General features: G+C 53.0%; 14 protein-coding genes and 1 pseudogene. 9 read left to right on the top strand and 6 right to left on the bottom strand.

Annotated elements, in window-relative coordinates; all coding sequences use genetic code 11:
• Both T260_RS01000000138200 and vrrA read right to left on the bottom strand, forming a co-directional pair.
• Positions 1–595, bottom strand: a pseudogene (locus tag T260_RS01000000138200) (4-hydroxy-3-methylbut-2-enyl diphosphate reductase); the annotation flags it as partial.
• Between the two features lie 121 nt (positions 596–716).
• Positions 717–1,247, bottom strand: coding sequence for a VrrA/YqfQ family protein (gene vrrA / locus T260_RS121860; protein WP_023634657.1), 531 nt, complete (start codon positions 1,245–1,247; stop codon positions 717–719).
• Positions 1,248–1,644: 397 nt separating this feature from the next.
• On the opposite strand from vrrA, the gene T260_RS121855 reads away from it, so the two are divergent.
• Together T260_RS121855 and T260_RS121850 are read left to right on the top strand one after the other, a co-directional pair.
• Entirely contained in the window at positions 1,645–2,955 is a 1,311-nt protein-coding gene (locus T260_RS121855) for a DEAD/DEAH box helicase (protein WP_023634658.1), read from the top strand.
• A 41-nt stretch (positions 2,956–2,996) separates the two neighbouring features.
• Positions 2,997–3,896, top strand: a complete 900-nt coding sequence (locus tag T260_RS121850) for a deoxyribonuclease IV (protein ID WP_014196359.1) — start codon at positions 2,997–2,999, stop codon at positions 3,894–3,896.
• Positions 3,897–3,916: 20 nt separating this feature from the next.
• Here T260_RS121850 and T260_RS121845 read toward each other — a convergent pair whose 3' ends face one another.
• The gene (locus T260_RS121845; RefSeq protein ID WP_011231953.1) at positions 3,917–4,177 is read right to left on the bottom strand and encodes a DUF2624 domain-containing protein; all 261 of its coding nucleotides are present in this window, start codon (positions 4,175–4,177) and stop codon (positions 3,917–3,919) included.
• Between the two features lie 95 nt (positions 4,178–4,272).
• On the opposite strand from T260_RS121845, the gene T260_RS121840 reads away from it, so the two are divergent.
• The 4 genes from T260_RS121840 to T260_RS121825 all read left to right on the top strand — a co-directional run bounded on the left by T260_RS121840 (position 4,273) and on the right by T260_RS121825 (position 7,279).
• Positions 4,273–5,154 (top strand): YitT family protein, encoded by an 882-nt coding sequence (locus T260_RS121840; protein ID WP_011231952.1) that lies wholly within the window; start codon positions 4,273–4,275, stop codon positions 5,152–5,154.
• Positions 5,155–5,236: 82 nt separating this feature from the next.
• The gene (locus T260_RS121835; RefSeq protein ID WP_011231951.1) at positions 5,237–6,004 is read left to right on the top strand and encodes a metal ABC transporter ATP-binding protein; all 768 of its coding nucleotides are present in this window, start codon (positions 5,237–5,239) and stop codon (positions 6,002–6,004) included.
• Between the two features lie 25 nt (positions 6,005–6,029).
• The gene (locus T260_RS121830) at positions 6,030–6,863 is read left to right on the top strand and encodes a metal ABC transporter permease (RefSeq protein WP_023634659.1); all 834 of its coding nucleotides are present in this window, start codon (positions 6,030–6,032) and stop codon (positions 6,861–6,863) included.
• On the top strand, positions 6,860–7,279 hold the full coding sequence (locus T260_RS121825) for a Fur family transcriptional regulator (protein WP_011231949.1): 420 nt from the start codon (positions 6,860–6,862) through the stop codon (positions 7,277–7,279). The genes T260_RS121830 and T260_RS121825 overlap by 4 nt, the downstream gene beginning before the upstream one ends.
• 37 nt (positions 7,280–7,316) lie before the next feature.
• Here T260_RS121825 and T260_RS121820 read toward each other — a convergent pair whose 3' ends face one another.
• A complete protein-coding gene (locus T260_RS121820; RefSeq protein ID WP_011231948.1) occupies positions 7,317–7,883 on the bottom strand; it encodes a nucleotidase in 567 nt (188 codons plus the stop codon).
• A 97-nt stretch (positions 7,884–7,980) separates the two neighbouring features.
• Here T260_RS121820 and T260_RS121815 point away from each other — a divergent pair, with 97 nt between their 5' ends.
• On the top strand, positions 7,981–8,328 hold the full coding sequence (locus T260_RS121815; RefSeq protein WP_011231947.1) for a hypothetical protein: 348 nt from the start codon (positions 7,981–7,983) through the stop codon (positions 8,326–8,328).
• A gap of 57 nt (positions 8,329–8,385) precedes the next feature.
• Here T260_RS121815 and ispG read toward each other — a convergent pair whose 3' ends face one another.
• Positions 8,386–9,510 carry a flavodoxin-dependent (E)-4-hydroxy-3-methylbut-2-enyl-diphosphate synthase gene (gene ispG / locus T260_RS121810; protein ID WP_023634660.1) on the bottom strand — a complete coding sequence of 375 codons (1,125 nt, stop codon included), beginning with the start codon at positions 9,508–9,510 and terminating at the stop codon, positions 8,386–8,388.
• Positions 9,511–9,592: 82 nt separating this feature from the next.
• Positions 9,593–9,907: a protein YqfZ gene (yqfZ, locus tag T260_RS121805; RefSeq protein WP_011231945.1), complete on the bottom strand. Its 315-nt coding sequence runs from the start codon at positions 9,905–9,907 to the stop codon at positions 9,593–9,595.
• A 299-nt stretch (positions 9,908–10,206) separates the two neighbouring features.
• On the opposite strand from yqfZ, the gene T260_RS121800 reads away from it, so the two are divergent.
• Together T260_RS121800 and pstC are read left to right on the top strand one after the other, a co-directional pair.
• Positions 10,207–11,097, top strand: coding sequence for a phosphate ABC transporter substrate-binding protein PstS family protein (locus tag T260_RS121800; protein ID WP_011231943.1), 891 nt, complete (start codon positions 10,207–10,209; stop codon positions 11,095–11,097).
• A gap of 65 nt (positions 11,098–11,162) precedes the next feature.
• Positions 11,163–12,050 (top strand): phosphate ABC transporter permease subunit PstC, encoded by an 888-nt coding sequence (gene pstC, locus T260_RS121795; RefSeq protein WP_020278347.1) that lies wholly within the window; start codon positions 11,163–11,165, stop codon positions 12,048–12,050.

Genomic DNA, 12,050 nt, shown 5'->3' on the forward strand with positions numbered 1-12,050 from the left:
TTTTCGGCTCTTTTTTCATTTCCACGTGCGGGTATTTTTCTTTCACTTTCGCCATGATGTCGGCGACGTCCCATTGGCTCATCGTCGTTTGGTTCGTCACCATGATGCGCTCATTGTGAATGGACAGCCGTTCGACATCATCAATGGTTTCCACAAGATGGATTCTTTCCGGATTGATGCCGACCGCTCCTTCCGGTTCCGGATGTCCTTTTTTGCCGATATAGATGATATCGTAGCCATCGGCGAGCTTTTGTTCGATGAGCCGATGCGTTTTTGTCACATCGGGGCATGTCGCATCAATCGTGACAAGTCCCTTTTCGAGCGCTCGTTTTTTTACTTCCGGTGAGACGCCGTGGGCGGTGAAAATGACGGTGCCCTGGTCGATTTTTTCCAAAATTTCCAAACGATTTTCTCCATCGAGCGTGATGATGCCTTCTTCGGCAAACGCGTCCGTGACGTGCTTATTATGGACGATCATGCCGAGAATGTAAATCGGACGCGGCAAAGATGGGTCCAACGCCGCGTTGCGGGCGATGACCATTGCATCGACCACCCCGTAGCAATACCCGCGCGGGGTAATTTTAATCACTTCCATCATATTCCCTCCCTGCCGCCGGTTGTGCGGCGGTTGTTCACCTTCCATTATATCGGAGCACCGGGGAGAAGACAAAGAATAACCGCCCTAAACAGCGGGTGCGCTAGGGCGGGGAAAGAAACTAGATATACAGTTTCGGCTTGGAAGGCTTCGGGGCGGCCGGTGCTTCTTTTTCTTGCGACTCTTCGCGCTTTGCCTGCGGAACGGAGCGTTTTTTTGGCGCCTTGGCGGCCGGCTTTTGTTTCGTTTCGTTGGCCGGTGCGCTTTCCGACGTTGTTTCGCCTTCCCCTTCATCGGCCGGTTTCAACTCGCGGAAAATGCGGATCATCGCCGGAAGATTGCGGATGAGCGGTCCATACTGTTGCACCATCGGCATGACGTTTTGTGCGATGCCAAGCATTTTTTGCACGTTGTTTAACATGCCAACCAAGCCGCCGCCCGTGTTGGATGCGGCGGTGTTAGCGGCGTTGGACAGCAACGGCAGCCCCCACGGAGACGATGCAGCAGCCGGCGGCTGCCCGCGCGAAAACAAGCGGGCCAAGAAGCCGCCGGGGCCGCTGGGGCCAAAAGGCGGCGCCGGCATGCGGGCGAACGGGGATGGCGGCCTTCCGGCAAACGGAGAAGGCATCATCGGGGGCCGACTGTATCTCATAGCAGCTTCCTCCTTTCGGTCGTGCGGATGAACGAATGTCCTCCTTTCTACAATATGCGGGCAAGGCGGGAAAGGTTTGTTGCAGGATCGTCTTTAGTTGCGGCAGGGGGCAGCGATTCGCTATAATGATGAAGCGGACGAAGCGGTGCCCATATGCCATTTAAAATGTTCACGTTTACGCTTTTTTATGGAGCCAGCCAGTATTTGATCGACTGTCGGGTGATCGAACCATACCGCTTCCAGACCGATGCATGGATTTGTGAAACGGTTGGTTGTTCCGTCTTCCGTCGCGTCAAAGCTTGCCGCCGACAGTCGGAAAAATAGACGGCACGCTTTTGGGCCAACGAGATGGGAAACCTTCCAGTTGCATTTATTTCATAGAAGGGAGTGGTGCTTGATGACAGAAACGCAGTTCACTCGTTTTTCATTTCAGCCGTTTATCATCGAAGCGATCAAGACGCTTCGTTTTTATAAACCGACGGAAATTCAAGAGCGCATCATTCCGGGGGCGCTGCGCGGCGAAAGCATGGTCGGCCAATCGCAAACCGGAACGGGAAAAACACATGCGTACTTATTGCCGATCATTGAAAAAATCAAGCCGGAACGCGCCGAAGTGCAAGCCGTCATCACGGCGCCGACGCGCGAGTTAGCGACGCAAATTTATCACGAAACGCTGAAAATTACGAAGTTTTGCCCGAAAGATCGGATGATCGTCGCCCGTTGCTTGATCGGCGGGACGGATAAGCAAAAAGCGCTCGAAAAGCTCAACGTGCAGCCGCATATTGTCATCGGCACGCCGGGGCGCATCAACGATTTCATTCGCGAGCAGGCGCTTGATGTGCATACGGCCCACATCCTTGTCGTCGATGAAGCTGACTTGATGCTCGATATGGGCTTTATCACTGATGTCGACCAAATCGCCGCCCGGATGCCGAAAGACTTGCAAATGCTCGTCTTTTCAGCGACGATTCCGGAAAAGCTGAAGCCGTTTTTGAAAAAATATATGGAAAACCCGACCTTTGTCCACGTCGACCCGAAGCGGACGGCGAACGAAAACATCGAACATGTGCTCATCCCGCTGCGTGGACGCGAGAAAACAAAACTGCTCCGTGATGTGCTCCTCAGCTACAACCCGTATTTGGCCATCGTATTTGTCAACACAAGGAAAATGGCTGACGAGGTCGCCGACCGTCTCGCTGAGCAAGGGTTGAAAGTCGGCGTGCTGCACGGCGATTTGACGCCGCGCGAGCGGAGAAAGATGATGAATCTTATCCGCGATTTGGAGTTTCAATATGTCGTCGCGACCGATTTGGCGGCGCGCGGCATCGATATTGAAGGCGTCAGTCATGTCATCAACTACGAGTTGCCTGATGATCTGCAGTTTTATATTCACCGGGCCGGACGGACGGCGCGCGCTGGCTATAGCGGCATTGCGGCGACGATTTACGAGCCGTCTGACCAAGATGCGATTGCTCGGTTGGAAAAAATGGGAATTTCGTTTGTCCACCGTGATTTCGTGCGCGGCGAATGGAAGGAGCTGCCGCCGTGGAACCGGCGGAGCAAGCGGGCGGGCGAAAAGGATGACGAACTGGCGCTGCTTTTCGCCAAACTGAAAAAAACGAAGCAGGTGAAGCCGGGCTACAAAAAAAAGTTGCGCGCGGAGCTGGAGAAGAAGAAAAAGCGGCTTGGCCGCTTCAAAAAATCATAATAGCCGTCCGCCTTTAACGCAAAGAAAAGGGAGAGAAGAACATGTTAAAAATCGGTTCACATGTTTCCATGAGCGGAAAGAAAATGCTGCTGGCCGCCAGCGAGGAAGCGGCCTCCTACGGAGCGAACACGTTTATGATTTACACCGGGGCGCCGCAAAACACAAAGCGCAAGTCGATTGAAGAGCTCAACATCGAAGCCGGGCGCCAGCATATGCAAGCGCACGGCATCGAAGAGATTGTCGTCCACGCCCCGTATATCATCAATATCGGCAATACGACCAATCTCGATACGTTTTCGCTAGGCGTCGACTTTTTGCGCGCGGAAATCGAGCGGACGGAAGCCATTGGAGCCAAACAGCTTGTGCTCCATCCAGGCGCTCACGTCGGCGCAGGGGTGGAAGCCGGACTTCGCCAAATTATTCGTGGACTGAATGAAGTGTTGACGCGCGAACAGAACGTGCAAATCGCCCTAGAAACGATGGCCGGCAAAGGGTCGGAATGCGGGCGGACGTTTGAGGAGCTCGCGTACATTATCGACGGCGTCGCCTATAATGATAAGCTGTCCGTTTGCTTTGATACATGCCATACGCATGACGCCGGCTATGACATCGTCAACGATTTTGACGGCGTCCTTGAGGAGTTTGACCGGATCATCGGTCTCGGGCGGCTGAAAGTACTGCACATCAACGACAGCAAAAACCCGCGCGGCAGCCGGAAAGACCGCCATGAAAACATCGGTTTCGGCCATATCGGGTTTGCTGCGCTCAACTATATCGTCCATCACCCGCAGCTTGAGGATATTCCGAAAATTTTAGAAACCCCATACGTGGGCGAGGACAAACACAACAAAAAACCACCGTACAAGCACGAAATCGCCATGCTGCGGGCGCAGTCGTTCGATGACCAGTTGCTTGAAAAAATCAACGCTGGGGCGGAATGAGAAAAGGGCTATGCGCCCTTTTATTTTTTTTGCACGAATTTCAAAAATAGCTCGTTCGCTTTTCGAGCGATGTCCGGCGAGGTGATTTTCGCTAACTCTCGCACCCATTTTTTCCGCTCCTCGGGGTCAAAGACGTTAATGTCGTTCGTCCGGGCGAGATGAAGAATTTGTTTCGCTTGGCTTGTCGTGATGGGCAAGCCGTACTCTCGGCTGTACGCAACGAGTTCTTCCGGGGTGATCGTTTTTAATTTTTGCTTGACAAGCTGTTGGTAAATGTTCATCGCAGCCGCCTCCTTGCTTCTGTTCCATCATATGACGTGAATGGAAAAGGCGTGTATGGTATAATAGAAAAAACAAAAAGGGAAAGGGTGGTAGTTTGGCGTCAAAACAGCATAAAAAAGAACCGCTAGGCCATGTGTTGTATCGGGTGTTGATGATCGCCATCGGCGCCTCTTTGGCGGCGTTTGCCATCGAGCGGCTGCTCGTTCCGAACAAAATGATCGACGGCGGCATCATTGGCATATCGCTGATTCTGGACTACTTGACTCCGGACGAATGGCGGCTGTTCAATTTCGCCACGCTCGTCATCCTCTTAAACGCCCCGTTCATGTATTTCGGCTACAAGCAAATCGGAAAAACGTTCATGCTGTCAACGATTTTAGGCGTCGTGATCCTCGGCGTCACCGAACGGCTGTTTCACCATCTTTCCCCGCTGACGACCGAGCCGATTTTAGCCACCGTTTTTGGCGGGTTGTCGCTCGGTCTTGGCGTCGGATTGGTCATCCGTCATGGCGGATCGCTCGATGGGACGGAAATTTTGGGGATTTTGATGACGAAAAGAATCCCGTTTTCGGTCGGCGAGTTTGTCATGTTTGTCAACGTTTTTATTTTTGGCTGGGCGGCGTTTGTGTTTGGCCTCGAGCCAGCCATGTATTCGGTGATGACGTACTACATCGCCTCAAAAACGATCGATGCGGTCATTGAAGGGCTTGACGAGACGCGGGCGGCCTTTATTGTGACCGATCATTATGAGGAAATTTCCGACGCCATTTTGCACCGGCTCGGCCGCGGGACGACGAAATTGCTCGGCAAAGGCGGATATACGGACGAGCAAAAGGAAATCATTTATGCAGTCGTCACGCGCTTGGAAGTGACAAAACTAAAATCGATCGTCAATGAAATCGACCCGGATGCGTTCATCACCATTATGCCGACGCATGAAGTGCGCGGCGCCCGCTTTAAATCAGCGATTCATTGAGGTTTACAAAACGCGGATGGTGGGGTATACTTGCATAGTGAAGCAAATCGGAATGATTCTGAATTAGCAAGGGAGAACCGCCATGGAAAATGGGCTTGTTGTGCAAATTGAGGATGTGTCGTTCCGCTATGAAAACGAGAACGTGCTTGAGCATGTTAGTTTAACGGTGCCGAAAGGGGCATTTTTAGGATTGGTCGGCCCGAACGGCTCGGGAAAATCGACGCTGCTCAAATGTGTGCTCGGCTTGTTAAAACCGAACAGCGGCCGCATTTTTTTGTTCGGCGAGCCGATTGAATCGTTTCGCGAATGGCATCGAATCGGTTTCGTGTCGCAAAAAGCGAACAGCTTCAACCGCAGCTTTCCGGCGACGGTTGAGGAAGTGGCGGCGAGTGGGTTGGCGGCCAAACGCGGCTTATTTCGGCCGCTGACACACGAAGACCGCCGTGCGGTCGAAGCGGCGCTCGCGGCCGTTGGGTTGAGCGGCCTGGCAAAGCGCAATATCGCGGAGCTGTCCGGCGGCCAGCAACAACGGGTATTTATCGCCCGCGCACTGGCGAGCAAGCCGGATTTGCTCATTTTAGACGAGCCGACGGTCGGCGTGGATGCGCGCCATGTGCATGAATTTTACGAACTGCTCGGCGACTTGAACCGCCGCGGCTTAACGCTTATCTTAGTGACGCATGACATCGGGACGATCACGGACCGGGTGACCGATATCGCCTGTTTGAACAAGCGCCTCTATTTCCATGGAAAGGCGGAAGAGTTCGAACATCTTGGCAACGAGGCGATTTCGCAGTTTTATGGCCATCCGCTCCACGTTCTCTCTCACGAGCATGAACGAGCGGAATGAAACGGTGACGGTGGAGGAATGACACGTGTGGGAAGCCATTTGGCAATACGAATTTTTGCGCAATGCGTTTGTTGCCGGCGTTTTGACCGGTTTTACGGCGCCATTGCTCGGCGTTTTTATTGTCGTTCGGCGGCTGTCGCTCATCGCTGATGCATTGAGTCATGTGACGCTTGCGGGCATTGCCGCCGGGCTCTTGCTCAGTTCATCGGCGCCGGCGGCCGCGAGCTGGAACCCGCTTTACATCGGAATGGGGTTTTCCGTCGTCGGGTCGCTGTTTATCGAAAAGCTGCGCGCTGTGTATCGGCATTATGAAGAGCTTGCGATTCCAATCGTGTTGTCGTCCGGTCTTGGCTTGAGCGTCATTTTCATTTCGATGGCCAACGGGTTTACGACCGATTTGTTTTCGTATTTATTCGGCAGCGTCAGCGCCGTCAGCCGTGCTGACGTTTGGACAGCGTTTGCTGTCGCCGCAGCTGCCGCGATAGTGATTTTGACGTTTTACAAAGAGCTGTTTCTTCTTTCCTTTGACGAGGAATACGCCCGTGTCTCCGGCGTTCGCACCACATTGATCCATTTTTTGTTTATTGTGCTTGTTGCGCTCGTCATTGCTGCATCGATGCGCATCGTCGGCGTGCTCCTCATCTCGTCGCTCATGACGCTGCCGGTGGCGGCGAGCATCCGCATCGCCAAAAGTTTTAAACAGATGATCGGGCTTTCGATTTTGTTCGGGGAGCTGGCCGTCATCGCCGGGCTTTGGGCGGCGTATGAGCTAGACTGGGCGCCGGGTGGAACGATCGTCATCGCAGCGGTTGTCATTTTGCTTTTCGCACTCAGATGGAAAAGGGGGCGGCAGCGATGAATATCGACGAAGCGTTGCAGTTGATGAAAGAGAAAGGATTTAAATATACGGAAAAACGGAGACAAATGCTTGAGTTGTTTGCCGAAAGCGACAAATACTTGACGGCCAAAGACGTGCTTGAAGCGCTCCGTCCCGTCTATCCGGGCTTGAGCGTTGATACCGTGTACCGCAATTTGTCGCTCTTTGCGCTGCTTGGCATTTTGGAAATGACCGAGCTTTCCGGGGAGAAACATTTCCGTTTTGCCTGCGGCGCCCGCCGCCACCACCATCATTTCATTTGCATCCAGTGCGGAAAAACGAAGAAGATTGACGCTTGTCCGATGGATGGGCTTGCGGCGCAGCTCGATGGGTATGAGATCACGGACCATAAGTTTGAAATTTACGGCACATGTCCGCAATGTCAACAGAGGGGCTGATCCCAAAACGCATTCGCGTTTTGGATCAGCCCCTTGTTTATGGCCGGAGGCGCTGTTCGATTTCTCGCTTTGCTTCAAGCCAGTTATTGACGCGGATGACGTTTTCGGGGAGCGGGCCTTGGTTGTACGGAGTGTCAAACAAAATGACGGGAATGCCGCATGTTTCGGCGATTTCGCAGGCATTATCGTACTTGTCTTCAAAGAAGGCCGACAGCTTATATTGGCGGACGGCGGCGATTTTGTCGTGCGACCCAATCAGATCAATATGGTGGTAATGGACGCCGTGCCGCCGGAACCAGCGCTCGGTGAGATCGTACAAATGGCGGCCACGGGCGCTGATGTAATACAGCTCGTATTTGTCTTTCCAGCTGTCAATCACCTCAAGCGCATAGCGGGCAAGCGGAGCCCTCTCATAAATATCCGCTTCGTTTTCCTCAAGCCAGCGGTCCATTTCTTCCTCCGCCACGCCGTATAACGGCGCCAAATTGTATTGCGTAATGTCGTTTAATGCGAGCTCTTTGCCGAATGCTTCGTTTAAATACGGAATGAACGTGCTCGGACATGTCACCGTGCCGTCAATGTCGATGCCAAGCCGTTTTTTCACCGCTTCATCCTCCTGTTAGAAAATATTCACACTGATAAAATAACGCCGGTTTCTCATACTAATAATGCTTCTTACTTTAGGAAAGCGAGGGAAGCATATGGCAGACGACCGCGAGCGCACGTATAACGGAAGTTACGTGCAATCGATCGGAAAAGAGGAACCAGAACGCAATTTTATGGAAGAAACAGCGGCGGAAGTCGCTGAACCGATTCGCCGCGGCGACGAACGGGACGAAGAACGCGCGGACGGCGCCGGGCTCGGCTGGCTCGCTTTGGCCCTGTCCATCATCGCCTTGTTTATTTGGCCGATTTTGTTAGGGGCGGCCGGCATTATTGTCGGGTTTATCGCGCGCCGGCGCGGCGCAGAGACGCTCGGTGCGTGGGCCATCGGCATCGGCGTCATCGCTATTCTCGTCCGCCTGTTTATTATGCCGTTTTATACGTAAAAAGCGAGGGTGTCCCCAAGCGGGGACGCCCTTTCTCGTTGTGCAGGAACCTTCCGCTCATTGGGCGGCGTTGCCTTTCAGAGCGGCTTTGTTTTCCTTTTGCTTTGCAAAGTATTCTTCCGCCAGCTTGTCGATTTCTTTTTTCAGCTCTTCCACCATTTGCTCTTCGGGTACTTTTCGGACGATTTTGCCGTGGCGGAACAACAAGCCTTCGCCACGGGCGCCGGCAATGCCGATGTCGGCTTCCCGTGCTTCCCCTGGTCCATTGACGGCGCATCCGAGCACAGCGACTTTGATCGGCGCTTGAATTTTGGCGATATAGTCTTCGATTTCGTTGGCGATGCGAATCAAATCGATCTCAATCCGCCCGCACGTCGGGCAGGAAATGAGCGTCGCCGCATTGGAAGCGAGTCCGAACGTTTTTAAAATTTCGCGCGCCACTTTTACCTCTTCAACCGGGTCGGCGCTTAACGAAACGCGGATCGTATTGCCGATGCCTTTGCTTAAAATGGCGCCGAGTCCAACCGCGCTTTTGATCGTGCCGGAAAAAAGCGTTCCCGCTTCGGTGATGCCGACATGGAGCGGGTAGTCGAACGTGCGCGCCGCTTTTTCGTACGCTTCAATGGCGAGGCGTACGTCGGACGCCTTTAACGAAACGATAATATCGTGAAAATCAAGTTCTTCTAAAATGCGGATATGATATAAGGCGCTCTCAACCATGCCGTCGGCTGTTGGATATCCATATTTTTCCAAAATGCGTTTTTCCAGCGATCCGGCGTTGACGCCGATGCGAATCGGTACGCCGCGCTCTTTCGCCGCTTTCACGACCGCTTCGACTTTTTCGCGGCGCCCGATGTTGCCTGGATTGATGCGGATTTTATCGACGCCGCCTTCGATCGCTTTCAGCGCCAATTTATAGTCAAAGTGGATGTCGGCGACAAGCGGGATGTTGATTCGCTTTTTGATTTCCGGTATGGCCTCAGCCGCCCGCTCGTCCGGGCAGGCGACGCGGACGATTTGGCACCCCGCTTCCTCGAGGCGGTGGATTTGCGCCACCGTCGCTTCGACATCGTGCGTTTTTGTCGTCGTCATGCTTTGAATGATGACTTCGTTGCTGCCGCCGATTGTCAGCGGACCGACGCGGACCGGCCGAGTCTTTGAACGATGGATGATTTCACCCACGGGAATTCGCTCCTTTAACATTCAAGTCGCTTTCTGCATTATTGTAACAGTGCCATCCGCCGTTTGACAAGCGATTCGCCGGTTAGCGATAGATCGGCACTTTATAAGTTTTCCCGATTTTTAATGTTTGCGCATGTTCGCCTGGATTTAACCGTTCAAAATCACGGATCAGCTGCTCGAGCGGAACGGGCAATGGACCGTTGAGTTCTTTCTCGATGATGGACAACAACGTATCGCCAGGGCGAATGGTCACCGTCCGGTACGGGATGGCCGCCTGTTTCGACTGGACAACGGCTGCCGCTGTTTCAGATGAAGGGTGAAGCGTTCCGATGACAAGGTCGCGGTAAACGATATAACTGGAAAGAAAGAGAAGCAGGAGAAAAATGAATTTTTTCATGACGCTTCCTCCGCATGCGTATATCTATTTCATATGTATGCTTGTCCAGCGAAAATATGTCTTCCTTAGCAAGGTCGTTGAGTTCATGAGGAAAACACTTCAACAAAAGAATGTCTCCAATTTGAAAAACGGCATCACCGTTCTTCTTTGCCTTCAAGGCTCGCTTGACGGCTTTTTGAAAATATTCCTGTTTTTTGTCTTTACAGAAACTTAACAACTGCTTTATAAGGGCCTAACAATGTCTCGCTACAATGGTCTTGTACGTTGAAAGTACGAAAACAAAACGGGGGGATTTCTGAATGTGGAGCAAACGAGTCAAATTGGGATTGGCCGCCTTGTTGATGACCGGCGTTTTGGCCGGCTGCGGGCAGACTGAAAAGAACAACGCGGGCGGCAATGAAGGAACGGCAAAGAAAGAAGAAACCTACTCCGGCACCATTGCACTAGCGGGATCTACAGCGCTTCAGCCGCTGGCAGAGGAAGCGGCAAACGCGTTTATGGAAAAGTATCCGGACGTATCGATCACCGTTCAAGGCGGCGGCAGCGGTACGGGCGTCAACCAAGTGGCAGCCGGCGCCGTGCAAATCGGCAACTCGGATGTGCCGGCGGCGGAGAAGCTGGACGACAAATCGAAAGCGTCAGAGCTTGTTGACCATAAAGTGGCCGGCATCGCCTTTGCGATTGTGGTCAACGACGATGTGAAGGTCGATAATTTAACGACGAAGCAAATTCAAGATATTTTCAGCGGAAAGATTAAAAACTGGAAAGAAGTCGGCGGACCAGATGAAGCCATTCACGTGATCAACCGTCCGGCGTCATCGGGTACGCGGGCGACATTTGAGAAAACGATCATGAAAGGCGTAAAAATCGATGATTCCATCGGTACGGTGCAAGATTCGAACGGAGCGGTCGAACAGGCGATCAGCTCGACGCCGGGCGCTGTCAGCTATGTAGCCATGTCGTATTTAATTGGGGAAAAGAAAAACTTGAAAACGGTCAAAATTGACGGCGCGGAACCGACGGTGGAAAACATCCGCACGGAAAAGTACCCGTTTTGGTCGTATGAATACATGATTACCAAAGGGGAAGCGAAGGAAGAAGTGCGAGCGTTTATCGACTTTGTCAAGAGCGAAGAATTTGCGCCGACCGTTAAAAAGATGGGGTATATCCCGATGACGGAATTGGAGTAGAGAAGGGCGGAAGGCCGGCTCGTTAGGCCGGCCTTTGACAATGGAGGGATGAAGCCATGCAACAAATGCATACGAAACGGCGGAATCGCTGGCTTGAAGAGTACATCGGCCGCACGTTTGCGGTCATCTGCGGCTGGCTGATCGTTCTGATTACGGTGACGATGATCATCTTTTTGGCGGTAAAGGGAATTCAGTCCTTTACGGACAGCGGTCTTTCGCTTTCCGACATGTTGCTTTCGATGCAATGGGATCCAAACGGCACGCCGCCGAAGTATGGGGCGCTCATTTTTATTGTTGGCTCGATGCTCGTCTCGCTTGGCGCTTTGTTGATCAGTGCGCCGATCGCGTTGGCGTTGGCGATTTTCATGAACTTTATCGCTCCCAAATGGTTCGTTTCGTTGCTCAAGCCGGTGCTGGAGCTGCTTGTCGGCATTCCGTCGGTGGTGTATGGCTGGCTTGGGGTGACGATTCTCGTTCCGCTCTTGCGCGAATGGTTCGGAGGCTCCGGCTTTAGTCTGTTGGCGGGGATCATCGTCCTTAGTATGATGATTTTGCCGACCATCACCAGCATTGCGGCCGACGCCTTGGCCAATGTCCCGATGACGTATATGGAAGCATCATACGGGCTTGGCTCTACGCGTTGGCAGGCGATTTCCCGCGTCATCGTTCCGGCGGCGAAAGCCGGGATTGCCACCGGCGTCGTTCTCGGCTTGGCGCGGGCGTTTGGCGAGGCGCTTGCCGTGCAGATGGTGATCGGCAATACGATTAAGCTGCCTTCAGGCCTTGACAGCCCGACGGCGACGTTAACAAGTGTATTGACGATGGATATGGCAAATACGATCAACGGAACACCATGGAACAACGCGTTATGGACATTGGCGCTCATTTTGCTCTTGATCTCGTTTTTCTTCATTGCCGTGATCCGTTTGGTCGGCCCGAGAAAGGAGCGATAA

This window comes from Geobacillus thermopakistaniensis (genome assembly GCF_000498995.1).
Classification (GTDB): domain Bacteria; phylum Bacillota; class Bacilli; order Bacillales; family Anoxybacillaceae; genus Geobacillus; species Geobacillus thermoleovorans.